Genomic DNA, 22,714 nt, shown 5'->3' with positions numbered 1-22,714 from the left:
GCAAGAGTGAACCACCTGATCCCTTCCCGAACTCAGAAGTGAAACCTCTTAGCGCTGATGGTAGTGTGGGGTCTCCCATGTGAGAGTAAGTCATCGCCAGCTCATTATTCCAAAAGCCCTCTGCTCATGCAGGGGGCTTTTTTTATAGAAAAAATAAAGATGAAATAGAAAAAGGCTTAAATAAATTTAAGCCTTTTTTGAATCTATCTATTTATTGATCTGCAGCGATAATGGACTGTGTGGCATTCTTCAGCATATACAGGGCCTGACCCAATAAAATGTCTTTTTCAGCTAAAGTGACCAGAATAAGAGGGTGTTTCGGTGCTGCAACTGCTGTCAAAATGGCTTTTCCATTTTCTGCATCCAAAGTAATACTCTGACAGCCAGTAAGATGGATCTCTTTAGTAAATGCAGAAACCATCGCTAAAATCGAACTGCTCACAGCAGCAAGCTTGCTATTGTTATAGTTGTCTTTCTTATGAATTGTGGCCAATTCAAACCCATCTGTTGAGCAGACCATTACATAATATACGCCACGAACATTGCTAATAATCTCCTGAATTTGCTGTTTGGCATGCTGTACGAGGGCTTCTGGGGCTTGACGTCTTTCTTGTATAGTGAGCATGCTTTAATCCTTAGCTCATGAGGTTATGGTTGACTTCGATTGAAGTAATGAGGGCTTCTAAGAGAAGTAAGATGTCGTCTTTTTGACGTGCATCTACAAAAAAGAGGGGAGTATAGAGATCCTGCTGGATCAGCCAGTCCTTATAAATCTGGGTAAAATGAGGGCTTTCAAGATCACTGTGCGTAATCCCAATGGCAATATTATGGGTATATTCCTGGAATACTTCGATATAGCTTTCCAGTTCCTGGATCGGATCACTCACTGTATGATCAATAAGGATAATGGCACCTAGTGCGCCTTGACAGATGACAGGCCAGATAAAGTCAAAGCGACTTTGTCCAGGCGTCCCATACAGGCCAATTTTGGTTCCATCTTCTAATGTGATCTCACCATAATCGATTCCTACCGTGGTTTCCATTTTTGTATGGCTGCGGTCGTCAGTATTCAGTGCCTCAGTGAGTAACACTGGTATATCAGTTAATGAACGTATCGCGGCTGTTTTACCTGCGCCCATGGAGCCCGCAAAAACGATTTTATATTGTTGTAAAATCATAAGTATTTACTTTATTAAAATCCAAATTTAAATCGAAGCTTTCCAAAAAAGCTTTTAATGAAATTTTGCTGTTCTGTTCTTTCAACTGGCTCAGTGGTGCGATAGCGACTTTCCCAAGCATTAATTTTTTCAATATTTCCTGAAGCCATACTGGCTGCGATAAATTGTCGAAGCGTGAGTAAAGAAATTGCATGTTGTTCAGCAATTTTTGAAATTTTAGCCCCTTGAATAAAACAGGCTGATATCTGAAAAATACGTTTTTTATGCAGCGAATGAGCCGGCTTTGGCCAGTAGTGAATTTTATAGTGATCATCTTCAGGTGCGATCTGAGCAAAACTAGGCGAGTTCCAGAAAAAATTCCATAACCAGTCTTGGAGAATCTGCGTTTCTCTACGTGTAACTTTTAAGAGGTCGCTAGTAGATGCGAAGTCATATTGAAAAGAAAAGTCTGTGCCAGTTTCAGCCCGGTCTTTGTTTAACCAGGCCAGGTTTTTTGCTGAGTCAATAATGGCAATGGTGCCATGCTGATCATAGAGATGTAATTTACCTTTTTCAGGATGCAGCATCTCTTTAAAAAAGTTAATGGTGTAAGGATGGTTAGAAGATTCCTGGCTCTGAACGGGGGCTGAAAATATAGGTTCTTCTATTTCTGAGGTAATTTCTGAATTTAGGACGTTTTGCTCAAACCAGTGCTTGAGATTTCGTGTATTTTGCAGGGGTAAAGCGAGCGTATTATTTATAATCTGGTTCGAGTATTGAGTATTTTTAGAAATGCATAAATAAGGGCATTTTTGGTTTTTGAGAACACGTTGAATACCCTCTGTTTCAAGAAAGTATTCATATACAAACAGGCAATCGAGATGAGGATCGGAAGCAGTGTTCCATTGCAGGATAAAATGATCAGGAGTGATGTGCTGTAAAGTCTTTTTTAGTTCATCTGCATCGTGAATACTTAAATCTGCTATTCCAATATGAATATAATGCCTATGCATTTTAAGTCTCGATTAAAGTTTATATTTTATTGGGTGAAGCGTATAAGAATCCCTTTTATCGCATGAAATAAAGGGGAAAACTGTGTATTAGCTAAAGTCTAAACCTTGTTCAAAAGATTTAAGCTCATGACGAGCCATAGCCAGGTTTGCTTTAGAACGATCCAGTACAAGATACAGGAATACATTATTATTATTTTCGAGTGGGCGAATGAGATGATATTGCTTGCCCAGCGTAATCAGAATATCTTCAATCGAGTCATTCAGATTTAATGAATTCGCTACACGGCGTTTTGCGCGAACCACTTCTGTATTGCCGGCTGCTGCAAGTTCAAGATCGATATTGCCACCACCTTGAGTTGCTAAAGCCAAGCCGCTTTCACCATCAGCTAATGCTGCAGCAACGAAACCATCAATGTCTGTAAGTGTATCTTAGGTTACCTTAGCCATAATTATTTCCCTGTTATAAAAATAGTTGATGCGATAGTTGTATTTAATGAAGTTCGAATATTATCTTTTTCATTCAAATTCATTATAAAAATGGGGGAGTAAATTACAATTGAAATAAAAACCATATAAAATTTAATGTTTTACTTTATATCTTAATTTTTAACTTGTACTTTTTAATTATGTGATGCGTTTATCTTTTTATTTAAGGATATGTGAAATGATTTTGTGATTATTTTTTAATCTATAATCTCACCTTAATCTAAAAGATGTAATAAAATATTTTGAATGGATTATGGAACTAATTAGGTAAAAATTTCAGTTGAAAAAATAGATTCACTTTATTCCCTGATAAATTTAAAGAATAAAAAAAGCCAATATCTCATTGGCTTTTAGTAAAACTGAATTTTTGAGGTTGAAGTATTTATGCAAATACGCGTAATACTGCATCAATCAATACCCAAAGAATCGCAAGCGCAACCACTGGCTCAACGATTTTTGCCCAGGTTGGTGTTTCTACAACAGCAACTTCTTCAACATCATGATGCTGGCTATTTTGATGAACCATTTGGCTAAACTCCTTCATTGATGCTTCTAATGATAGCTCTTCTTCATGAATTGGTTTAGAGCCTTTGAGTTCTGTTAGGTTATTTGTTGTCCAAACCCAATCATCTGCCTGGCCAGACAAATGTTCAATTTGTCCTTTTAGCAGCTCTTGGATACTGGTCTGATTATGATTGCCAGTATCATGTAACTGCTTTAATTCAGTCAGCTGAAAATGGAAAATTTCAGACGTGAGCTGTTCCAGCTCGGGTTTTGGTAAAGTTGACTGGTTTTCCACTCGGGTAGTCAGGTGACGGGCGATTTCCAGGATATAAAGTTCATCTGGGTGTTTTATTTCATTATAAATTTTTTGCGGGTTATTGCGCCATTCGCTAATCAGTTTGCCTAAAGTGAGAGCATTGATTTCTGAAATATATTTACGTCTTTCTTCTTTTGTATAGCTTTGTAGAAGCTCAGGCTTTTGAGTTTCTATCTGTTCAACAAAATATTGTACTAAATCAAAAGCCATTCACTTACTCCATTATTTTTAATCTAATAACCTTAGGGTTGGTTTTTTCTTTGCGGGTTCAGGCTGTTCTTCAGTGCTTGATTTTAAAGCATCTTCATCATTTTGTGTATGCTCATATTCATTTGGATCAAAGAATAATCCTTGACCATTTTCACGTGCATAGATCCCGAGGACTGCTGCCATCGGTACATAGATATCACGTGATACACCACCAAAACGTGCTGAGAAGGTGATGGCTTCATTATCCATATTCAGCGCATGAACTGCATGCGGCACAATATTCAGGACAATCTGGCCATCTTTAATAAACTGCTCGGGTACCATGGTGTTTGGACGTGTAGCATCGACCAGCAGATAAGGCGTCATATTGTTATCGCAAATCCACTCATAGATTGCACGTGCCATATAGGGACGGGTAGGACTTAAGTTGAATTCTTGTTCAGACATGATGTTTCTCTACAGGTTTAATTTGCTCTTGGTAGCGGTTTTTTTCCTGCAAGGTCATGGATTTTGCAAATGCAGGACGGCTAAAAACTCGCTGGCAATATAAATAAAATGGACGACATTGTTGTCGAGGTAATTCTACTCCCATGCTTTTAAGTCGAATGAAAATGGGAGCCAGCATACAATCTAAAATGCTGAATTGTTCCGACATAAAGTAAGGAAAATGCTGGAACAAGGGCGTTAATGAAATCAGGATATCATGCAGCTGTTTTTGTGCCTTCACTTTGGCTGCAGCATCCAAAGTATCTGGGTGGCATAACATGATATCGGCCAGTTTGAGCCAGTCATTTTCAAAACGCCAGATATATTGCCGCTGTTCCGCACGTGGCATAGGGGCATCTGCATAGAGCTTGTTCTGGCGGTAACGATCGTCTATATATTCTGAAATGATGCTGGTATTGAACAATTTTAAATCATTTTCAATCAGCATGGGCAGCTGGTTATAAGGATTGAGGCTGGCCAGATCTTCATCATCACTATCGACCAGGATCAGGTTATATTTAATCTGCTTTTCGGCAAGTACGTAGCGAATCCAATGGGAACGAAAGTCATCGGCATGGCTATATAAGGTGAGTCCTTGAAGTGGCGCGCTTTCGACTGACATAAATCCTGATTAAGTTCTAATGAATAGACTAGGATACTAAAAATCAACCTAAAAAGCACGAAGCATAAAAAGCCAATTGGACTAAGGCAGGGTAGAGTAGAGAAAAAAATGAAAGGAGCAGAACAACATGATCATGAATTTTGGCTTAATCATTCTGTTTATTATCATCGGTGTTGCGAATTATTATCTGACCAAATCCTTCTGGTGTCATGAAGGGGTATGGGGTAAGGATGTGCATGAACAATGACAATAAAAATAATATTAAGTGGTCATTTTCAAGCCATAAAAAAACCCTGGTATACACCAGGGTTTTTTGTCCGATTCGGTAAACGAATTAACGTTTAGAGAATTGAGGACGTTTACGAGCTTTACGTAAACCAAGTTTCTTACGTTCAACTTCACGAGCATCACGAGTAACGAAACCAGCTTGACGAAGAGCAGGTTTAAGAGTTTCGTCAGAAGCGATCAGTGCACGAGTAATACCGTGACGGATAGCGCCTGCTTGACCACCGATACCACCACCTGCAACAGTGATGTAAAGGTCATATTTCTCAGTCGCTTCAAGAAGCTCTAGAGGTTGACGAACAACCATACGAGCAGTCTCACGACCGAAGTATTGTTCTAAAGAACGGTTGTTGATTACGAGTTTACCAGTACCAGCAGATAGGAAAACACGTGCAGTTGCGGTCTTACGGCGACCTGTACCATAGTTAGTAGCCATGTGCTGTATCCCTTAGATGTCCAAAACTTGTGGCTGTTGAGCAGTATGTGGATGCTCAGTACCAGCGTACACTTTCATTTTTTTGATCATTGCATAACCAAGAGGACCTTTTGGCAACATGCCTTTTACAGCGCGTTGGAAAATTTCTTCTGGTTTGTGAGCAACTAATTTTTCAAAATTAGTTTCACGAATACCACCAGGGAAACCAGTATGGCGATAGTATTTCTTGTCAAGTGATTTGTTACCAGTCACTTGAACTTGCTCAGCATTGATAACAACGATGTAATCACCAGTGTCAACGTGAGGAGTATAAGAAGTTTTATGCTTACCGCGTAAACGACGAGCGATTTCAGTCGCGAGACGACCTAAAGTTTTGCCAGAAGCATCAACAACGTACCAGTCGTGTTGAACTTCAGCTGGCTTAGCGCTGAGAGTTTTCATTAAACCACTACCTATTATAGTTGGTTTGGACTATGGAAGCTGTCCAAACAAAAGGAGACCGAATTCTACCCGAAAGCCGGGAGAACCACAATGAAAATATAAAATTTCAAGCGCTGTATTTTACAACGTCTTTCAATAAATGACCAGTAGGATTTTTAGCCTATAAACACATATGCTTAATCATTAAATAATAAAATGGACCTAAGACTAGGGGCGCATCTTTGTATGAATGAACACGGTTGTTTTTTAATATGTATTTCTTTAACAAATGGCCTGTCTTCGAGTCTACCTAGGTTTGCCTTCTAAACTTGAGGCAATCTTCCCTGAAAATGCCAAAAGCTAAACATGTCGAGTATTGAGATGATTGCCCGAAACTCTTTATAGGGTTCATTGATGTCAGTCCGGTTTTATCTCTCTTTAATATAATGAGAAAGGTACAGTATTATTTGAATAAACATCATCTAAACCTTTATCTAGAACTTTCCCTGTGAAATTTGTACTAAAATAAGGACAATTGATAATACAGAAGAAAGTCATGCTGCCTTTATATATTACCAGTGGTGAACCTGCCGGAATTGGTCCAGATATCTGCCTGAGTTTGGCGGATCGTATTGATGAACGTCCATTGGTGGTACTTGCCGATCTGGAAATGCTCCGTCAACGGGCGCAGCAGTTAAAACTTCTGGTTGAACTGATTGAATATACAGGGCAAACGACTTCTTCAGAAAAAGGTCAGCTTTATGTCGAGCACGTGCCTTTAAAAGAGCCGGTAGTACTAGGACAGCTGAATAGCCATAATGCCGCTTATGTACTGGAGCAGCTACGTCGTTCAGCTGAATATGCTATGACGAATAAAAGCGTGGGTGTAGCGACTGCACCAGTGCAAAAGTCGGTAATTAACGATGCAGGCATCCATTTTAGCGGTCATACCGAGTATTACCAGGAATTCGCAGGTGTACCGCGTGTGGTGATGATGTTAGCAACCAAAACCTTGCGCGTGGCTTTAGCAACCACACATCTTCCACTTCGTGCAGTTGCTGATGCGATTACTCCGGAACGCCTGCATCAGGTGATTAATATCCTGATTCACGACCTGAAATCCAAATTCAAAATTGAACATCCGCATATTCTGGTCTGTGGTTTAAACCCACATGCAGGTGAGGGCGGTTATCTGGGGATGGAAGAGGTTGAAGTCATCAATCCAGTACTGGAGACTTACCGTACTCAAGGTATCAATATGAGCCTGAGCTTGCCTGCAGATACTTTATTTACTCCTGAAAACTTGAAAGATGCCGATGCTGTTCTGGCGATGTATCACGATCAGGGCTTACCTGTGTTAAAATCTCAGGGCTTTGGTGAAGCCATCAATATTACTTTGGGCTTACCGTTTATCCGAACTTCTGTCGATCACGGCACAGCACTCTCCCTCGCAGGTACAGGCCTTGCGAAAAGCTCAAGCTTACATGTGGCTGTGGATTTGGCGCTGGATTTAGCGCGTCAATGATCTCGTCTTTATTACACGTTGGAAATGTCTATGTATCAGATTAATGCCTTAAACCCAAAAGATGAAGGGCATCACACGCGTAAGCGTTTTGGTCAAAACTTCTTACATGACCAACGTGTCATTGCTAAAATTGTGCGTTCGGTAAATCCGCGTGCAGGCGAAAATATTGTTGAAATTGGTCCGGGTCTGGCTGCTTTGACATCACCTTTAATTGGTGAATGTGATGCCTTGACTGTACTTGAGCTGGACCGTGACTTGGCCGCTGGTTTGCCGGGTCGTGTGCCGCATCCTGAACGTTTAACCATTATTGAAACAGATGCACTGAAATACGATTTCACCAATTTGTTTGAAGAAGGCCGTCCGTTACGTGTAGTCGGAAACCTGCCTTATAACATTTCGACACCACTGTTGTTCCATCTCCTGGAATTCGGTGACAAAGTGAAAGACATGCACTTCATGCTGCAAAAAGAAGTGGTTGATCGTATTACTGCATCACCGAACACCAAAGAATATGGTCGTTTGTCGGTAATGATTCAGTATTACTGCAAACCGACTTTCCTGTTTGAAGTGCCGCCAGGCTCTTTCAATCCGCCACCAAAAGTGACGTCTGCCGTGTTCCGTTTGGAGCCATATGATGTAAAACCGATCGTGGCAAAAAATGAAAAAGCTTTGGCTCGTCTGGTATCGCATGTATTTACCCAGCGCCGTAAGACTTTGCGTAATAGCCTGAAAGGGATGCTGGTTGAAGATGGTTTTGAAAAGGCAGGTGTGGATCCAATGGCACGTCCAGAGACACTTACACTTGCCCAATTTGTGGCTTTATCTGATCAAATGGTAGCTTAAGAATAATGACTCGCACTGTTCGATACAATTATGTGATTGGTGATGTGCAAGGCTGTTTTGAAGCCTTGAAAGCACTGCTGAAAGAAATCCGTTTTGATCCTGATCAGGACTTTATCTGGTTTGCTGGTGATCTGGTGGCTAGAGGGGAAAACTCGCTGGGTGCATTACGCTTTATTAAAAAGCTGGCGGATAATGGCGTGGCGGCAACAGTACTCGGTAACCATGATCTGACTCTTTTGGCTTATGCACGTGGCATCAAGCCGATTAAAGACAAGGACAATGTCCGTGATGTGATTGATGCGATCGACAGTGATGAGTTAATTGACTGGATCCGTAAACAGCCGATGTGCCTGTTTCCGAATGAACAGACGGTACTGACCCATGCCGGGATTCCCAATATCTGGGATGCAACCAAGACGGCTGAATTGGCTAAAGAAGTAGAAGCTATTATTGCCCATGATGATTTTGAGGTGGTGGATGCTTTCTTAAAGGAAATGTTTGGGAAAGAGCCTACACTCTGGTCAGATGAATTAGAAGGTCATGAGCGTACGCGCTGTATCGTGAATTACCTGACCCGGATGCGTTTAACTGACGCAGAAGGACGTCTGGAATACAGTTTTAAAGATTCATTGGATGATCCGATGCCGGAAGGCTTTAAGCCCTGGTTTGAATTTGAATCGAAAACTACCGCAACCCATCAAATTGTATTTGGGCATTGGGCTGCCTTACAGGGTAAAACCATTTCTGAGCGAATTCAGAATGTCGATGGTGGTTGTGTCTGGGGTAATCAGCTGATGGCTTATCGACTGGAAGACCAGCAAATGTTTGCCGTCGATAATCCGGTATTTTAAAATATTTAAAGCTCAAAAAAGCCACGTTGAACGTGGCTTTTTTATTGTGCTGATGATTAGTCTGCGCGAATCCAGGTCTGGTTGCGGCCCAGAACTGAAACACCCACACTGGCACGTAGCGTTAAACGCTTGCCAGTATTGTTTAGACGAACCTTGGCATCATAAATTTTACCTGCCAATGGATCAATGACACGACCTTTTTCATAATTTTTGGTGCCTTCAACGTGTTTCAGGCCTTTTAGAATAGTCATGCCTAAAATCGGTTGATCGGTATAAGGGGCTGGACATTTATTACATTTTTCGCGTGGTGTATAACCTGGACGTGGCGTGATTTTCACAATCTTGCCTGAGTAAGTATTATTTGCTTCTTTTTCGATGACAATGATGGCTTTTGCTGCTCCAGTTTTATCATCAATTTGTTGCCAGGTTCCGCTAATATCTTGAGCCCACAGGTTCATCATGAATCCTGTAGTCAATGTGGCAAGGAGTATCTTCTTTAACATATCCATCATTCCAAAGAACTTTTCATTATTGCCCGCACATGTTAGGAAGATTGCACAAATAGTCAATAAATAATTAAAAATCATGGAATTAAATTTATAAAAAAGCTGCCTGTTTGGCAGCTTTGAGAAAAAGTGTGAACTTATTCCTGACGGATCCAGGTCTGGCTACGGCCTAAAGCAGAAACACCCACATAACCACGTAGGGTTAAACGTTTGCCGTTGCTGCTTAGACGAACCTTGGCATCGTAAATTTTACCTGCCAATGGATCAATCACACGACCTTTTTCATAATTCACGCTATCACCGACCTGTTTTAAACCTGTCAGTACGTCCATCCCCAAGATCGGCTGATTGGTATAAGGAGCAGGACATTTATTACAGGTTTTTTGTGGGGTATAACCTGGACGAGGCGTTACTTTGACAATTTTGCCGGCATAAGTACCATTGCTGTCCTGACGGATTTCAATCAGTGCTTTGGGTGAACCAGTCTTATCATCGATTTGTTGCCATGTCCCGGTCAAGTCTTGTGCATAAATGGTCCCAGTCATGAATGTAGCAATGAGCATTAATCCTAATTTAGATTTATTCATTTATATTTATCCTTTTTTCATAGATGAAACAAACTATCCCAAACACAAGCGTGTGGTTTTTTAATTTTGGTTGATTTTAGAGTAATGAGCGTTGCAGATCGCTCGGTCAATCTGCTTTAAGCCTGTTGATTCCCCATGACAGAAACCTGTCGATGTTAATTGCTTTGTTACTGAATTTTCAGTAAAAGCAGAGAAATTCAGTAAGATCTTTAACATGGTAATGTCTTGCATTCTATCTCCTTATATTGCGCATCAAAATCCGTTTGATGCTAAGCCTGTTAAAGCAAATGAATCTAATATTTATATGCATGTTTTATATTGTATAAAAAAAGCATCTGTCTAATATTGATACAACTTAATGCATGAAAATGCAAGCTTCTGTGCACTAAGTCATGAATTAATCTTGTTTAATCCAAGTCTGGCTGCGTCCCAAGGCTGAAACACCTACATAACCACGTAGGATTAGACGTTTGCCATTGGCACTTAATTTAGCTTTGGTGTTGTAAATATTGCCGGATAAAGGGTCAATCAATTTACCTTGAGAGAAATTATTATTGCCTGCATCCTTTAAGCCGGTGAGTACATCCAGACCAAGAATCGGTTTATTGGTATAAGGTGCAGGGCAGGAAACACAGGTTTCGCGCGGTGTATAGCCAGGACGAGGCGTAATCTTGGTAATTTTGGCAGTATAAACACCATTTGAAGTTTCACGAATTTCCAGAATCGCTTTAGCTGATCCTGTTTTATCGTCAATACTTCTCCAGGTGCCTGAAATATCGGAAGCGAAAGCCAGATGACTGAAAAAGGTCAGGGCTAAAAAGGATAATAATTGAACCTTTTTCATAGGTCTGTTCCTGAGTGAAAAATTCTTTATTTCCCTATAGTAAGAATAGTTTCATTCAGAAACAAACGTTAAATATTGATTGATGAGTCACATTTTTTGCAGATAAAGTATAAAAGTTGGCAACCAGATCGCAGTAAAAACGGCATTCACTGCCATGCCAAACGTAGCATAACGTCCGGCAACACTGCCACGCTGCCAGGCTTGAGCTGTACCAATCGCATGTGCTGCTAGACCTAGAGCCAGACCTGAAGCACGCTCATCATTGATATGTCGTAAAATAAATGGTGAAAATGCTGCACCAATTACGCCAGACAAAATGACGATCAGAATGGCCAGACTAACAGGTGCCTCCAGTAAGGTCGCAATATTAATTGCAATTGGTGTCGTGACTGCACGGGTGGCAAAGGCCATGATGTCGCCAGAAGACATATGTAGTAAATAGGCGAGACCCATCGGTAAGGCGACCGCACTGATACTGGCAAAAACCAGAATTCCGACAATAGCTTTCAGTGGCAGGTCATCATAACGCATGGCGGCTAGCGGAATCGCCAGTGCAACTGTGACATAACCAAGCAAATGGTTAAACAGTGGATTGACCTCATCCATATAATGCTCATAAGGAATACCCAGCACCAATAAAATCACCAGCACCAGGAACATGCTAAACACAATCACAGGAATTTGCGGAATAACACGATTGCAGGGTTTGGCAAGCAGATAAGCAATTAAGGTAATCGCAAAGCTATAAAGAACAGAAAACATGTGCGACTCCTATAACCAGCGTTTTGCCATTTTGGCGTAGATCCAAAGAGGGAGCAGAGTACTCAGGCATAACACCAGCATAAAGGCCGGAATTTTTTGTCCCATATGCATCAACATAATTAGCGCGCCTGCACTAATCGGTAAAAAAGCGAAGGCACTTTCTTTCATCAGCTTGTTATTAGTATCCACCAGACGCGCTGGAATTTTGCCAAAATAGCGCCAGGCAAATAAGGTGACTAGCAGGCTGATGAGTCCGACCAGGTTGCCCAATTCAGGATGATCTAGCTGGGTCATTAGCCAGACTGAAGCTTCACGAAATACAATAATTAAGAGGAGAGTGCTGATCCATGCTGGCCAGTCAATATGTTTTATCCAGTTCATTGGTGATGTCATTTAAAAGTTTACTTATCAAGTTTTACTCGATCTTACGCTGGATTTCAAACTCTTCAAGTGGACGCTGGAATTGAAGTGCTTGAGATCCCAGAATTTCTTCTATCGGTAAATGAGCCTGTTTGATCAACTGTTCCAGCTTCGGAGGTGCAATCCGTACATCGATATGTAACTGACCTTCATCATCATAATGTTCAGACTGAATCACGTTCAGCGCATAAAGTTGATTGCGCAGTTTGCCATAGGCAGGTTTCAATACCAGTTCAAAGTGCTGAATCTGACCCATTAATGCTTCATGCACGGCTTTGCGTAACAGATCCAGACCTTCACCACTATGTGCTGAAACATAGACCCGTTCAGGCTGACCGGGCTGGCGATAAATGATTTTGGCATCTTCACCGCTACAGTCGATTTTATTATAAACTCGTAACACCGGGACGTCGGCACCAATTTCCTTGAGCACCTTTTCAACGGCTTCAATTTGTTCAAGCATTTCCGGACTGCTGGAATCAATCACATGCAAAAGCAGGGTGGCTTCAACGGTTTCTTCCAGAGTTGCTTTAAAAGATTCGACCAGTGAATGCGAAAGATTACGCACAAAGCCTACCGTATCTGCCAGTACCAGATTACCGACGCCGTCCCATTGCAGGCGTCTTAAAGTTGGATCCAGAGTCGCAAATAGTTGGTCTGCTGCATAAACATCGCTATCGGCCAGAATATTGAATAAGGTAGATTTTCCCGCATTGGTATAACCTACTAAAGACACGGTTGGAACAGCCGCTTTTTGGCGTGCAACACGGCCCTGAATACGGGTTTGGCGAACTTTTTCTATTTTAGCTTTAAGCTGCCCCATGCGGATACGCAATAAACGGCGATCTGTTTCTAGCAGGGTTTCACCCGGACCACGCAGACCGATCCCGCCTTTCTGGCTATCCAGATTGGTACGGCTACGAACCAGTCGTGAAGACAGATGCTGTAATTGTGCCAGTTCAACTTGCAGTTTCCCTTCATAGGTACGGGCACGCTGTGCAAAAATATCGAGGATGAGTTCGGTACGATCAACCACCCGGCAATGCACCACATTTTCAAGGTTACGTGCTTGGGCAGGTGTCAGCGCATGATCGAAAATGACCAGATTGGCATCCAATTCTTTGACCCGTTCAGCAATTTCTTCTGCTTTTCCTGAACCCACAAAAAATTTGGCATCCGGTTTTAAGCGTTGAACAAAGAGATGTTCCAGAATTTCGGCATTTGCAGATTGAGCTAACAGATGAAACTCTTCAGCATCAAGGTCATCCAGCATTTGTACGCTCACACTGACCAGTATGACGCGTTCTTTTCCCTGATGTTGCTCAAAATATTCCACTCAGGCCAATCTCCAGTTGAAAACTTCATTTTAGTTGAAAATGAACTTTACAGATACTGAAATAGCGGGCTTTGTTTTAGAGTGCCGTGACAAACAGTTGTGCAAGTGTTACGAGCAGCGCCGTATATAACAGGGTACCACCCAAGATATAGCTCAATACTTTTAAGGGCCGAATCATCTCAGCTGATTTCACTGTTTCATCTTGCATGATGAGCATCCTTTTTAATCTAATATTTCGATTGATTTATTTTATTTAATTCATTTAATGAATTTAAATTGAAAATATAGATGTACTTGGTCGTTTTTTATTATCAATGCAAGTTGGACATGAACAGTATAAAATGGGTTTAATTCGTGGATATTCCCTGTATCTTGTTTAGGATTTAGTGATCTTTTTATGAACTCGACTGTACAAAATCAATCACCTGAGATACAAGGTTTTGCAAAATTCTTTCTTTATACAAGAAAAACGACTTCTGCATTAGCAGCCATCAGCCAGGGGTTTTATCTGGTTTACCGTCATGGTTTGTATAAAGATCCGAATAATCCGAACAATACCCGATATGTGCAGTATTTCTGTCGCCAGTTGTGCAAGGTATTTAATATTGAGGTTCAGGTCCATGGCGTGATTCCACGTGAGCCGGCATTATGGGTGAGCAATCATGTGTCCTGGCTGGATATCGCCGTTTTGGGTTCAGGCGCGCGAGTGTTTTTTCTGGCCAAAGCTGAAATTGAAAATTGGCCAATTCTAGGCAAGCTGGCTAAAGGTGGTGGCACCTTATTTATCAAGCGTGGTTCAGGAGATTCGGTCAGAATCCGTGAACAGATTACCGGCTTCCTGAAACAGAATATTCCAGTTCTATTTTTTCCTGAGGCGACCACATCTGATGGACGCTCAATTAAAAAAATTTATGGACGTATTCTGGGTGCAGCGATTGAAGCGCAACGTCCGGTACAAATCTGTCTGATCTGTTATGTGAATCAGCAGGGTGAACTGGATATGGTGGCGCCTTTTATTGGGAACATCAGTTTTGCCAAACATGTACAGAATGTTCTGGAAATGCCTAAAGTGACAGCTCATCTGATGGCCTTACCAGCAATTTCGACTGAAGGGCATACAGTAGAAAGCCTGACTGCATTAGTACATGAAAATATGCTGGAGGGTTTGCAAAGGTTGCAAGCCAAAGTATTAAAAAAGCCTCATTAAGAGGCTTTTTTATTAGAAATACTCAGAGATATTCATTACATAAAACCTTCGATCGGGAGGATTGACAGGAATTTTATTGAGGCTTTTTGATACCACTTCATTCCTGGCTCTTTTTTAAAGGTCTTTGTTTCACCTTTGGCATTGTGGATTTTCCAGTTAATGTTCTGGTTGGCATCTAGAACCAACTTATAGGCATACTTGCTTAAATTCTTGTCCATGGTTTCGTGTACTGCACGGGCCAGATTAGGACTATTTAGCAATACGCCAATTTCAGTATTCAAATAAGCTGAACGCGGATCGAAATTAAAAGAACCGATAAATACCTGTTTCTGGTCAATGGCCATCAGTTTGGCATGCAGGCTGGAACGGCTCAGGCCTTTTAAGCTGACCTTCGCTTTTTGTGCCAGCTCTTCAGTATTGGCATTCAGGTTGTCGGCATCTGGCGCGGCCAAAAACTCATAGAGCTTTACATCATTTTCCAGCAATTCCTGACGATATTTAGCATAAAAGGCATGGACCAGCGGCACGTCATTGGCCTTATAGGAATTGGTCAGTACTCGGACTTTGACATCTTCTGAAGCCAGTTTCTTGAGACGTTCTGCACCCTGTTTTTCCGGTACAAAATAGGCCGACACAATATCCACACTCTCTTCCGGTTTTTCCAGATGCTGTAGTAACTGGAAGTTCAAGTGATCTTCAGTTTTAGCCTTTGACTTGATTTTACTTGGTGGGTCTTTAACGACTTCAGCTTCTACCCAATCAAGCTGAATATTGTGTTCCAGCCATTTATCGAAAGCCTGAGAACGATTGGCCAGATTCAGGTAATTCTGGATTGCAGTATCATGGCTATATTCTTCCAGCTGCTGTTTCAGGCTCGGGTAGCGTAGCGTGTGATGGCGAGGATTAACGATCTGCCGCACCGGGTAGGCATAATCATCATTCCAGTATTCATCAAAAGAATGAATGATTTCATCAGAAGCGGCACCGACCAACATCACATCTACATCAGAGAACTGATAACTGTCACTGACGTTATAATACTGGTTACTCATATTACGGCCACCAATCAGGGCAATCTGGTTATCGGCAATAAAGCTTTTGTTGTGCATGCGGCGGTTGATCCGTTTTAGATCCAGCAGCATATCCATGGCACGGTATTTACGGAAACGGTAGGGGTTATACAGTTTGACCTCAATATTCTGGTGCTGGTCCAGCGCCAGATAAATACCTTCCATTTTCTTGGCATTGTTGTCGTCCATCAATAAACGGACTTTTACGCCACGGTCTGCTGCCTGAATGAGGGCATGCAGAGCCAGTGCACCAATACGGTCGTTATCCCAGATGTAATATTGCAGGTCCAGACTGCGTTCTGCTTTATTAATCAGCTGGATACGTGCAGCGAGTGCTTCGAGCGGATCTGGCAACACGTGATAACCGGTCAGGCCAATATTCTGCCGACGTAAGGGCTCAACAATCTGGGCCAGACTGGTTTGCGAGGTATCCGTTTCAAATGCCATCCGGCTAGGCTGTTCAGTTTGCGGAGGCAGCGTACTGCAAGCAGGAATGCCGAGTACCAGGCTGCAGCTCAGTAAAATGCCAGCTTTATAGCGGTAAGCTTTTGATAAGCCAGAAGGTTTTGAGTGAGCGGAAGCGTGGGGAGCATTTACCATAAACATCAAAGACTGAAAAATTTGGATTGAGTATAATTGCCAGCTATGAAAAGATAAATATAAAGCCACTAATCAGCTCCTCGACTCGACAAGGCAAATCTATGTGGGATACCAGTTCCGTACTTTTTTATTTTTATCTAGGCATGGCCATTCTTGCCGTTTGGGCAGTGTATCAGGCCTGGTCGAGTCAGTCGCGTACAGAAACCATTCATCCCTTTAAAGCATTTTGTCACCTGCTGGCTTTCTATCTGGCCTATTTACTGATTCCGTTGGTGTTCTTCAGTATTTATGCAGGATGGATGGGCTACTATTCGATTCATGAGTCTATTTTTATTTTCGTGATTAGTGCCGTACTCAGTTATGCACGTTTTATCGAGCCGCATTTGATTCGGGTTAAAACCACGCCTTATCAAATCAATCCTCAGCAGAAACTTAAAAAACCGGTACGGATTGCCCTGATTGCAGATTTACATATTGGCCTGTTTTCCGGACATGAACGCCAGTTAAGACAGATTGTACATAAGTTGAATCATCTGAAACCTGACTTGGTAGTGGTCGCAGGAGACTGGACTTATGAACCGGAAAATAAACTGGCACAGGAGCTGGCGGTCTTAAAAGAAATTCATGCGCCGGTATATTCGGTGACAGGGAATCATGATGAACAGTATCCTGGCCCTCCGATTCAGGAATTGCTTCGTTATGCGCTGGAAGTGAATCAGGTTATGGACATTGAAGGGCAGATTGTCGAGTTTGATGAATTTCGTCTGCTCGGGGTAGGGGATTTGTGGGCTGGAAAAACCGATATGCGCGCAATGCCGGATCTGCCTCAAGACAAGCCTTGGGTGATTCTGTCGCATAATCCAGATACCGTGGATATGGTGCCGAAATTGCCAACACGACCATTGATGCTTTCTGGACATACGCATGGTGGGCAGGTCGAGTTACCCTGGCTGACGGATTATGTGATGAAAAAGGTTTCCATTCTGGGCCATAAAAAAGGCTTGTACCGGCATGAGCATGCAGATGTATTTGTGACCGTGGGAACGGGCATGGTAGGGGTACCATTTCGTTTTCGCGTACCACCAACCATTGATATTATCGAATTGGTCTAAAAAAAACTGATTCATTCGCTGCTGTTAAAGCAGTAGCCAGAGCACAATAATAATCAGTAAAATAACGGCTGCGGTGATCCAGATTTTCTTTTCAATCTCACGGCCGGGCACACGTTTGCCGACTTGCTGTGCAGCCACCTCAGTATCTTTAGCGATGCTAAGGTTGGGATGATCTGGAACTTCCAAAGATGTAGTTACCACCGGAATATTTTCATCAGCATCATCAGTAAAGCGTGGGCCGATATTGCCTTTATTGTCTCGATTCAGCGCCAGATCATGCTCTCTGACAATTTTATCAATGACCTGTATCGCCTGTGATTCATCTAAAGCTGTATGCGCCCGGATATAGCGAATGGCTTCTAGTTTTTTATCATCCTCTAGCAGAATCACTATATCCACCAGCTGTTCTTGAGTAAGTTGCTCAATAAGATCCTGCATCACTCTGCCTCATTCTCTGGCTTTATTTATTTGATTGTTCCCGAAATATCAGCAAAGAAGTAGCAAGTTTTTGTTGTGAAATCATAAAAAAAGCCAGCATGAACTGCTGGCTTTGATTGAGATGACTTAATCTGTCAAGATCTTTAGATCTGATTGTTTACATCATCATTTTTAGTTTCACGGATCAGCAAGAATGCAAGCAATGACAGGATAGAGGCTGCTGTGAGGTAATAACCTACTGCAGACAAGCCATAAGTTGTTGCCAGTTTGGTTGCAATCAATGGTGCGAAAGATGCACCAAAAATACCCGCCAGGTTAAAGGTCAGTGCAGAACCGGTATAACGTACTGAAGTCGGGAAGATTTCAGACAATACAGTACCAATCGGACCATAAGTTAGACCCATGATCGCTAGGCCGATACATAAGAAGAAGAACACAACCAGCGTACTGCCTGATTCAAGCATGTCGGCAAAGAAGATACCGAAAATAGCAGAGACCACACATACCGCGATTGAAGTTGTCTTACGACCAAATTTTTCCGCAAGTACCGCTGAAAGTGGAATGAACGCAGCAAAGCACAGAGTTGCAACTAATTGCAACTGAAGGAATTCTTCACGTGTATAGCCGAGCTGTTTGGTACCCCATTGCAATGCGAATACAGTCGTCAGGTAGAACACCACGAATGTACAGATCGCAGCGATGGTACCTAATACCAGCATTTTAGAATGCTTTTTGAATACTTCAAAGAAGGGTACATTCACTTCTTTCTGCTTTTTCAATACATTTTGGAATGCAGGGGTTTCATGCAATTTCAAACGAATCCATAGACCCATAATCACCAGTAGCGCACTAGAGATAAATGGAATACGCCAGCCCCATTGCATGAACTCTGCTTCAGACATGAATGCGCCAAGGGTCAAGAATGAGCCTGTTGCCAGAATGAAGCCAATTGGTGCACCAAGTTGCGGGAACATACCGTACCAGGCACGTTTACCTTCTGGCGCATTTTCAGTTGCCAGTAGAACCGCACCTGACCATTCACCACCCAAACCAAGGCCTTGGCCTAAACGACAAAGAGCCAGCAATAATGGCGCAGCAATACCGATTTGTGCATAAGTTGGCAATAAACCAATGGCAACGGTAGAAAGACCCATGGTCAACAAGGCCGCGACCAGTGTGGCTTTACGTCCGATCCGGTCTCCCAGATGACCAAAGAGTGCAGCGCCGATTGGACGGGCAATAAAGGCAATCGCAAAGGTTGCCAGCGACTGAATAGTCGCAGTCATAGGATCTGTACTTGTAGGGAAGAACAGATAAGGGAAAATAATAACGGCAGCTGTGGCATAAATATAGAAATCGAAGAACTCGATTGTAGTGCCTACTAAACTTGCTGTTAAAACACGAAATTTTGAATTGGTTGCTGTAGTTTCTGTTACAACGATAGAATCTGAAGACGCCATGAATAACCTTACACTTACTAAAAATAAAAAACTTAGTTTTAAAAGCGTAATCTTTTTAAAAAAGGCGTAATTTTTTAAAAAAACAACTGCAATCTTCTCGTTTCAACTCGCTCAGGGTCACTGAAATGAAGAAATGAGATGATTAAATCACGTAAAGATAGATAGACAGAAAATGTGATCCTGCGCCTATCAATACAAAAATGTGCCAGATAGCGTGGGTATATCTTACTCTTTTCAAAGCGTAAAACAATGCACCTACAGTGTATGCTAAGCCACCAATGATCAGAAAGGTTAAAGATTGAGCACTTAAGTACTGCTGCATATCGTCCATAACCAGTAATGCCAGCCATCCCATGACCAGATAAGCGACCAAAGAAAGTTTCTGGAAACGGTTGATGAAAATGAACTTGAATAGTGTTCCAAGTACAGTAATCACCCACAAGGCAATCAGTAAATACTGGGCCTTGGCTGTTGGAATCGCAATCGATAGAAACGGGGTATAGGTACCTGCAATCAGGTAGTAAATTGCCGTATGATCAACTTTTTTGTAAAAATAGCGTCGGTCAGCAGCAGTAGACATATGGTAGAGCATCGAAGCGGAAAACAGCAGAATCATGCTGAAAGCATAGACCCAAAGGCCGATCCATTGTCCGGCACTCAAATAAGAGCCTTTAATAATCAATAAAATACCGGCAATTAAAGCCAGTGCAGCACCGAGGCCGTGACTAATATAATTAATCCGTTCCTCATTGTGATCATAATCTGGAACTAGGGGAGCATTCTGCATGGTTGTCATTCTTTTTAAATATACACTTGTATAATAATTCAATTTTGCTTTTAAGTTAAGAACAATTAAACTTGAGCAGCAATTCATATCAGGTTTTTCTTATGTCGACATCGACTTGTCTCTCGGTTCAGGAACAACAGTTCTTGGAGGCTTTTCAGCAAGCCTTTGAAACTGATCATTTTGATCGTCTGATCTTAAGTCAGTATAAAGGTGAACTTGAACAATTGGAGAAAATGACCTTTAGAGTCATTTCGCTCAATGAACAGAAGGTTTTGAGCTGTGTCTATCGATACAAGACTCAGGATGTCACCAAAAACTATCCTTTGAATGAAGCCTTGACTCAAGTAACGGAATTATTGGCCTGTTGCAAGCAAGCTAACCTGTTTACCGATCAGGAAGAATTGCAGCTGAAGAAAAACAAGAAAAAGGCCATGCTGACACGAAGTAAAGCTAAACCTGCCTCTACAAAGACAAAAGCCGAGCAGGGCCATGACCGGGTTAAACAGCGTTATGTCGATCAGGACAGTGTATTCCTACAGCATTTAGGAATCACCGATCAGCAAGGCCAGATCATTCCGAGCATGGCGCGTAAGTGGAAACAGATTAATAAATTTGTCGAGATTTTCTCAGGCGCACTGGCTCAAATCCAGCCGCAGGAACAAGGATTACGTATCGTCGATTTCGGTTCAGGTAAGGGATATTTAACCTGTGCGCTATATGATTATATGCAAAAACATGGTCAGACGCCGTATGTCACCGGCGTAGAGCTGAATCCGAAAATGGTCGAGTTCTGTCAGAATGTCGCGCAGCAATCTGGTTTTAGCCAGCTGGATTTCTTCTAGGGCGATGTGCGTACCTATGAACCGGAACGTCTCGATGTGATGATCGCTCTGCATGCCTGTGATGTGGCGACCGATTTTGCAATCCATAGCGGTATTCGCTTGAATGCACAGATCATCATGTGTGCTCCATGCTGTCATAAAGAGTTAAGACCGCAATTACAGAGTCCGAAAGTGCTGTCACCAATGTTGCAGTTTGGCATCCATGCTGGGCAGCAAGCCGAAATGCTGACGGATACCATTCGTGCCTTATTGCTTAAGGCGTATGGGTATGAAACCAAGGTCTTTGAATTTGTGGCCCTAGAACACACCAGTAAAAATAAAATGATTCTGGCGACCAAACGGAAGGATTATGGACAGCCCGATCAGGCTGTTCTCGCCCAGATTCAGGCATTAAAAGAGATGTATGGAATTCAAAAACATTCACTGGAATTGTTATTGAATAACCAGTGGGATCAGCAGGGAATTGGTTCTAAATGCTAGACAATCACAATCTTAAGATCGTGTCAGGCAGCTGGGATGAGTTAGCCCAAGATGCCAGAGTGATACGTGAAGCCGTTTTTATTCAGGAACAGCAAATTGCTCCCGAAGATGAATGGGATGCTGAGGATGCAATCTCTACGCATTTTGTGGCTTATTTACAGGATCAACCCGTTGCAACTGCACGCTTATTAAAAAATCACAGTATTGGTCGTGTAGCTGTGTTGCAGTCGGCACGTGGTACGGGTATCGGCCAAAATATCATGCAGGCTGTGATTGATCAGGCCAAGACAGAGCAACGTGAATTCCTAAAGCTTTCTTCACAGGTACATGCGATTGGCTTTTATCAGAACTTGGGTTTTGACGTGCAGGGTGAAGAATATCTGGATTGTGGCATTCCACATATAGATATGTATCTCAGCTTAAAAGACTAAAAAATAAAAAAGCGAGGAAAACCTCGCTTTTTTAAATTTGATCTTGGAACTGCTTAGTGGCCATGAGTGGTATTTTCGTCATGGCTAGCATTGTCCATCTGTGCATGTTCTTCAGCAGACATATTGTGCTCTTCCACGCTCGTCTCATGAGTCTGATGAGATGAAGAGGTCGCCTGACGAGCTTCACGGTCAGCCTGTGCTTTGGCTAAAGCTTCTGGAGACATCGCAGGTGCATTCTTAAATGCATGCTGCTGGGTATTTTCTTTCTTTTGCTGGCTTGGCATGTAGTCTGGTTCATTACTGACCGCAAGCCAGAAAAACAACATGAATAATCCACCTAAAATACAGAAGATAATCAGTGCTTTCCAACCCCAAGGTGATTTTTCAGGTGAACTGTGATCAGTCATATGCATGTACCCATCGTGGATGTCTAACTCATGTAACTTTATAACATAAATTGCCTGGAAAGCAGATCAAAATCTGTCATTGATTGAATGCAATAGACTTCGAGAGTTTATCGCGTCGAAATAAAAAAAAAGAGGAGTTAAGCTCCCATTGCTGTCCCACAATTTTTCACAAGAGGAAGCTCAAATGAGCTTCCTCTTGTTTTATGGGTATTTTATCGGGTGAAAATAAAGCTTTTAAAGTTCTTCTTTCAAACAAATTCACTTGAATTAT

At 42.0% G+C, this 22,714-nt stretch carries 28 protein-coding genes, 1 rRNA gene and 1 pseudogene; 8 read left to right on the top strand and 22 right to left on the bottom strand.

Translation table 11 applies throughout. The features are described 5' to 3' along the window. Positions 1 to 102 (top strand): 5S ribosomal RNA (rrf, locus tag FTU03_RS14560); the annotation flags it as partial. 109 nt (positions 103 to 211) lie between these two features. Here the strand turns inward: rrf and FTU03_RS14555 are convergent. The 9 genes from FTU03_RS14555 to rplM all read right to left on the bottom strand — a co-directional run bounded on the left by FTU03_RS14555 (position 212) and on the right by rplM (position 5,956). Then, complete coding sequence (locus tag FTU03_RS14555) at positions 212 to 625, bottom strand: roadblock/LC7 domain-containing protein (protein WP_004785266.1); 414 nt, start codon at positions 623 to 625, stop codon at positions 212 to 214. Between the two features lie 10 nt (positions 626 to 635). Next, positions 636 to 1,178, bottom strand: a complete 543-nt coding sequence (locus FTU03_RS14550; RefSeq protein WP_179993342.1) for an ATP/GTP-binding protein — start codon at positions 1,176 to 1,178, stop codon at positions 636 to 638. Between the two features lie 14 nt (positions 1,179 to 1,192). Further along, positions 1,193 to 2,170, bottom strand: a complete 978-nt coding sequence (locus tag FTU03_RS14545; RefSeq protein ID WP_179993343.1) for a hypothetical protein — start codon at positions 2,168 to 2,170, stop codon at positions 1,193 to 1,195. Positions 2,171 to 2,257: 87 nt separating this feature from the next. Further along, a complete protein-coding gene (locus tag FTU03_RS14540) occupies positions 2,258 to 2,584 on the bottom strand; it encodes a roadblock/LC7 domain-containing protein (protein WP_373684507.1) in 327 nt (108 codons plus the stop codon). Positions 2,585 to 3,038: 454 nt separating this feature from the next. After that, positions 3,039 to 3,686, bottom strand: coding sequence for a hypothetical protein (locus tag FTU03_RS14535; RefSeq protein WP_005237167.1), 648 nt, complete (start codon positions 3,684 to 3,686; stop codon positions 3,039 to 3,041). A gap of 18 nt (positions 3,687 to 3,704) precedes the next feature. Continuing rightward, entirely contained in the window at positions 3,705 to 4,133 is a 429-nt protein-coding gene (locus FTU03_RS14530; protein WP_034171093.1) for a ClpXP protease specificity-enhancing factor, read from the bottom strand. Further along, a complete protein-coding gene (locus FTU03_RS14525) occupies positions 4,126 to 4,794 on the bottom strand; it encodes a glutathione S-transferase N-terminal domain-containing protein (RefSeq protein ID WP_104425777.1) in 669 nt (222 codons plus the stop codon). Before FTU03_RS14525 ends, FTU03_RS14530 begins: the two co-directional genes overlap by 8 nt. A 334-nt stretch (positions 4,795 to 5,128) precedes the next feature. Further along, a complete protein-coding gene (gene rpsI, locus FTU03_RS14520; protein WP_004785251.1) occupies positions 5,129 to 5,515 on the bottom strand; it encodes a 30S ribosomal protein S9 in 387 nt (128 codons plus the stop codon). A 12-nt stretch (positions 5,516 to 5,527) separates the two neighbouring features. Further along, positions 5,528 to 5,956 carry a 50S ribosomal protein L13 gene (rplM, locus tag FTU03_RS14515; RefSeq protein WP_004785249.1) on the bottom strand — a complete coding sequence of 143 codons (429 nt, stop codon included), beginning with the start codon at positions 5,954 to 5,956 and terminating at the stop codon, positions 5,528 to 5,530. A gap of 535 nt (positions 5,957 to 6,491) precedes the next feature. On the opposite strand from rplM, the gene pdxA reads away from it, so the two are divergent. From pdxA to FTU03_RS14500, 3 genes are read left to right on the top strand one after another with little or no spacing between them, the layout of a single operon-like run. Beyond that, the gene (gene pdxA / locus FTU03_RS14510; RefSeq protein WP_218945719.1) at positions 6,492 to 7,460 is read left to right on the top strand and encodes a 4-hydroxythreonine-4-phosphate dehydrogenase PdxA; all 969 of its coding nucleotides are present in this window, start codon (positions 6,492 to 6,494) and stop codon (positions 7,458 to 7,460) included. Positions 7,461 to 7,490: 30 nt separating this feature from the next. Continuing rightward, entirely contained in the window at positions 7,491 to 8,303 is an 813-nt protein-coding gene (rsmA, locus tag FTU03_RS14505; protein WP_159123656.1) for a 16S rRNA (adenine(1518)-N(6)/adenine(1519)-N(6))-dimethyltransferase RsmA, read from the top strand. Positions 8,304 to 8,308: 5 nt separating this feature from the next. Then, positions 8,309 to 9,154: a symmetrical bis(5'-nucleosyl)-tetraphosphatase gene (locus FTU03_RS14500; protein WP_179993344.1), complete on the top strand. Its 846-nt coding sequence runs from the start codon at positions 8,309 to 8,311 to the stop codon at positions 9,152 to 9,154. Positions 9,155 to 9,210: 56 nt separating this feature from the next. Here FTU03_RS14500 and FTU03_RS14495 read toward each other — a convergent pair whose 3' ends face one another. The 8 genes from FTU03_RS14495 to FTU03_RS16270 all read right to left on the bottom strand — a co-directional run bounded on the left by FTU03_RS14495 (position 9,211) and on the right by FTU03_RS16270 (position 13,817). Then, on the bottom strand, positions 9,211 to 9,657 hold the full coding sequence (locus FTU03_RS14495; protein ID WP_179993345.1) for a DUF2147 domain-containing protein: 447 nt from the start codon (positions 9,655 to 9,657) through the stop codon (positions 9,211 to 9,213). A 140-nt stretch (positions 9,658 to 9,797) separates the two neighbouring features. Beyond that, positions 9,798 to 10,247, bottom strand: a complete 450-nt coding sequence (locus tag FTU03_RS14490) for a DUF2147 domain-containing protein (RefSeq protein WP_004785238.1) — start codon at positions 10,245 to 10,247, stop codon at positions 9,798 to 9,800. Positions 10,248 to 10,307: 60 nt separating this feature from the next. After that, positions 10,308 to 10,478 carry a hypothetical protein gene (locus FTU03_RS14485; RefSeq protein ID WP_159123658.1) on the bottom strand — a complete coding sequence of 57 codons (171 nt, stop codon included), beginning with the start codon at positions 10,476 to 10,478 and terminating at the stop codon, positions 10,308 to 10,310. A gap of 166 nt (positions 10,479 to 10,644) precedes the next feature. Continuing rightward, positions 10,645 to 11,091: a DUF2147 domain-containing protein gene (locus FTU03_RS14480; protein WP_179993346.1), complete on the bottom strand. Its 447-nt coding sequence runs from the start codon at positions 11,089 to 11,091 to the stop codon at positions 10,645 to 10,647. A gap of 87 nt (positions 11,092 to 11,178) precedes the next feature. Continuing rightward, positions 11,179 to 11,853 (bottom strand): LrgB family protein, encoded by a 675-nt coding sequence (locus tag FTU03_RS14475; protein WP_179993347.1) that lies wholly within the window; start codon positions 11,851 to 11,853, stop codon positions 11,179 to 11,181. A gap of 9 nt (positions 11,854 to 11,862) precedes the next feature. After that, the gene (locus FTU03_RS14470; RefSeq protein ID WP_034704120.1) at positions 11,863 to 12,234 is read right to left on the bottom strand and encodes a hypothetical protein; all 372 of its coding nucleotides are present in this window, start codon (positions 12,232 to 12,234) and stop codon (positions 11,863 to 11,865) included. Between the two features lie 34 nt (positions 12,235 to 12,268). Then, positions 12,269 to 13,609, bottom strand: a complete 1,341-nt coding sequence (gene hflX, locus FTU03_RS14465) for a ribosome rescue GTPase HflX (protein WP_166139222.1) — start codon at positions 13,607 to 13,609, stop codon at positions 12,269 to 12,271. A 76-nt stretch (positions 13,610 to 13,685) separates the two neighbouring features. Beyond that, the gene (locus tag FTU03_RS16270; protein ID WP_004785224.1) at positions 13,686 to 13,817 is read right to left on the bottom strand and encodes a hypothetical protein; all 132 of its coding nucleotides are present in this window, start codon (positions 13,815 to 13,817) and stop codon (positions 13,686 to 13,688) included. A 189-nt stretch (positions 13,818 to 14,006) separates the two neighbouring features. Here FTU03_RS16270 and FTU03_RS14460 point away from each other — a divergent pair, with 189 nt between their 5' ends. Next, entirely contained in the window at positions 14,007 to 14,816 is an 810-nt protein-coding gene (locus FTU03_RS14460) for a 1-acyl-sn-glycerol-3-phosphate acyltransferase (RefSeq protein WP_159123662.1), read from the top strand. A 35-nt stretch (positions 14,817 to 14,851) separates the two neighbouring features. On the opposite strand, the gene FTU03_RS14455 is transcribed toward FTU03_RS14460, so the two are convergent. Then, entirely contained in the window at positions 14,852 to 16,486 is a 1,635-nt protein-coding gene (locus tag FTU03_RS14455) for a phospholipase D family protein (protein ID WP_179993348.1), read from the bottom strand. A 101-nt stretch (positions 16,487 to 16,587) separates the two neighbouring features. Here FTU03_RS14455 and FTU03_RS14450 point away from each other — a divergent pair, with 101 nt between their 5' ends. After that, a complete protein-coding gene (locus tag FTU03_RS14450; protein ID WP_179993349.1) occupies positions 16,588 to 17,598 on the top strand; it encodes a metallophosphoesterase in 1,011 nt (336 codons plus the stop codon). 24 nt (positions 17,599 to 17,622) lie between these two features. Here the strand turns inward: FTU03_RS14450 and FTU03_RS14445 are convergent, their stop codons facing one another. The 3 genes from FTU03_RS14445 to FTU03_RS14435 all read right to left on the bottom strand — a co-directional run bounded on the left by FTU03_RS14445 (position 17,623) and on the right by FTU03_RS14435 (position 20,283). Next, positions 17,623 to 18,036, bottom strand: coding sequence for a hypothetical protein (locus tag FTU03_RS14445; protein ID WP_179993350.1), 414 nt, complete (start codon positions 18,034 to 18,036; stop codon positions 17,623 to 17,625). A 143-nt stretch (positions 18,037 to 18,179) separates the two neighbouring features. Then, positions 18,180 to 19,496, bottom strand: a complete 1,317-nt coding sequence (locus tag FTU03_RS14440; RefSeq protein WP_159123666.1) for an MFS transporter — start codon at positions 19,494 to 19,496, stop codon at positions 18,180 to 18,182. Positions 19,497 to 19,638: 142 nt separating this feature from the next. Then, positions 19,639 to 20,283 (bottom strand): hemolysin III family protein, encoded by a 645-nt coding sequence (locus tag FTU03_RS14435; protein WP_179993351.1) that lies wholly within the window; start codon positions 20,281 to 20,283, stop codon positions 19,639 to 19,641. Between the two features lie 101 nt (positions 20,284 to 20,384). Here FTU03_RS14435 and FTU03_RS14430 point away from each other — a divergent pair. Together FTU03_RS14430 and FTU03_RS14425 are read left to right on the top strand one after the other, a co-directional pair. Continuing rightward, positions 20,385 to 21,605 (top strand): annotated as a pseudogene (locus FTU03_RS14430) (SAM-dependent methyltransferase). Further along, positions 21,599 to 22,036: a GNAT family N-acetyltransferase gene (locus FTU03_RS14425; RefSeq protein WP_179993352.1), complete on the top strand. Its 438-nt coding sequence runs from the start codon at positions 21,599 to 21,601 to the stop codon at positions 22,034 to 22,036. Before FTU03_RS14430 ends, FTU03_RS14425 begins: the two are co-directional and overlap by 7 nt. A gap of 53 nt (positions 22,037 to 22,089) precedes the next feature. Here FTU03_RS14425 and FTU03_RS14420 read toward each other — a convergent pair whose 3' ends face one another. Further along, complete coding sequence (locus FTU03_RS14420; RefSeq protein ID WP_034705429.1) at positions 22,090 to 22,443, bottom strand: hypothetical protein; 354 nt, start codon at positions 22,441 to 22,443, stop codon at positions 22,090 to 22,092. Between the last annotated feature and the right edge of the window lie 271 nt (positions 22,444 to 22,714).

It is taken from the genome of Acinetobacter sp. YH12046 (assembly GCF_013419905.1).
In the GTDB taxonomy this organism is placed as follows: domain Bacteria; phylum Pseudomonadota; class Gammaproteobacteria; order Pseudomonadales; family Moraxellaceae; genus Acinetobacter.
The sequence above is the reverse complement of the archived record's forward strand: the minus strand, read 5'-3'. Positions and strand labels throughout refer to the sequence as shown.

Coding starts and splice junctions, on each gene's coding strand:
- FTU03_RS14555 (WP_004785266.1), bottom strand. CDS start 625: ATGCTCACTATACAAGAAAGACGTCAAGCCCCAGAAGCCCTCGTACAG.
- FTU03_RS14550 (WP_179993342.1), bottom strand. CDS start 1,178: ATGATTTTACAACAATATAAAATCGTTTTTGCGGGCTCCATGGGCGCA.
- FTU03_RS14545 (WP_179993343.1), bottom strand. CDS start 2,170: ATGCATAGGCATTATATTCATATTGGAATAGCAGATTTAAGTATTCAC.
- FTU03_RS14535 (WP_005237167.1), bottom strand. CDS start 3,686: ATGGCTTTTGATTTAGTACAATATTTTGTTGAACAGATAGAAACTCAA.
- FTU03_RS14530 (WP_034171093.1), bottom strand. CDS start 4,133: ATGTCTGAACAAGAATTCAACTTAAGTCCTACCCGTCCCTATATGGCA.
- FTU03_RS14525 (WP_104425777.1), bottom strand. CDS start 4,794: ATGTCAGTCGAAAGCGCGCCACTTCAAGGACTCACCTTATATAGCCAT.
- rpsI (WP_004785251.1), bottom strand. CDS start 5,515: ATGGCTACTAACTATGGTACAGGTCGCCGTAAGACCGCAACTGCACGT.
- rplM (WP_004785249.1), bottom strand. CDS start 5,956: ATGAAAACTCTCAGCGCTAAGCCAGCTGAAGTTCAACACGACTGGTAC.
- pdxA (WP_218945719.1), top strand. CDS start 6,492: ATGCTGCCTTTATATATTACCAGTGGTGAACCTGCCGGAATTGGTCCA.
- rsmA (WP_159123656.1), top strand. CDS start 7,491: ATGTATCAGATTAATGCCTTAAACCCAAAAGATGAAGGGCATCACACG.
- FTU03_RS14500 (WP_179993344.1), top strand. CDS start 8,309: ATGACTCGCACTGTTCGATACAATTATGTGATTGGTGATGTGCAAGGC.
- FTU03_RS14495 (WP_179993345.1), bottom strand. CDS start 9,657: ATGTTAAAGAAGATACTCCTTGCCACATTGACTACAGGATTCATGATG.
- FTU03_RS14490 (WP_004785238.1), bottom strand. CDS start 10,247: ATGAATAAATCTAAATTAGGATTAATGCTCATTGCTACATTCATGACT.
- FTU03_RS14485 (WP_159123658.1), bottom strand. CDS start 10,478: ATGCAAGACATTACCATGTTAAAGATCTTACTGAATTTCTCTGCTTTT.
- FTU03_RS14480 (WP_179993346.1), bottom strand. CDS start 11,091: ATGAAAAAGGTTCAATTATTATCCTTTTTAGCCCTGACCTTTTTCAGT.
- FTU03_RS14475 (WP_179993347.1), bottom strand. CDS start 11,853: ATGTTTTCTGTTCTTTATAGCTTTGCGATTACCTTAATTGCTTATCTG.
- FTU03_RS14470 (WP_034704120.1), bottom strand. CDS start 12,234: ATGAACTGGATAAAACATATTGACTGGCCAGCATGGATCAGCACTCTC.
- FTU03_RS16270 (WP_004785224.1), bottom strand. CDS start 13,817: ATGCAAGATGAAACAGTGAAATCAGCTGAGATGATTCGGCCCTTAAAA.
- FTU03_RS14460 (WP_159123662.1), top strand. CDS start 14,007: ATGAACTCGACTGTACAAAATCAATCACCTGAGATACAAGGTTTTGCA.
- FTU03_RS14455 (WP_179993348.1), bottom strand. CDS start 16,486: ATGGTAAATGCTCCCCACGCTTCCGCTCACTCAAAACCTTCTGGCTTA.
- FTU03_RS14450 (WP_179993349.1), top strand. CDS start 16,588: ATGTGGGATACCAGTTCCGTACTTTTTTATTTTTATCTAGGCATGGCC.
- FTU03_RS14445 (WP_179993350.1), bottom strand. CDS start 18,036: ATGCAGGATCTTATTGAGCAACTTACTCAAGAACAGCTGGTGGATATA.
- FTU03_RS14440 (WP_159123666.1), bottom strand. CDS start 19,496: ATGGCGTCTTCAGATTCTATCGTTGTAACAGAAACTACAGCAACCAAT.
- FTU03_RS14435 (WP_179993351.1), bottom strand. CDS start 20,283: ATGCAGAATGCTCCCCTAGTTCCAGATTATGATCACAATGAGGAACGG.
- FTU03_RS14425 (WP_179993352.1), top strand. CDS start 21,599: ATGCTAGACAATCACAATCTTAAGATCGTGTCAGGCAGCTGGGATGAG.
- FTU03_RS14420 (WP_034705429.1), bottom strand. CDS start 22,443: ATGACTGATCACAGTTCACCTGAAAAATCACCTTGGGGTTGGAAAGCA.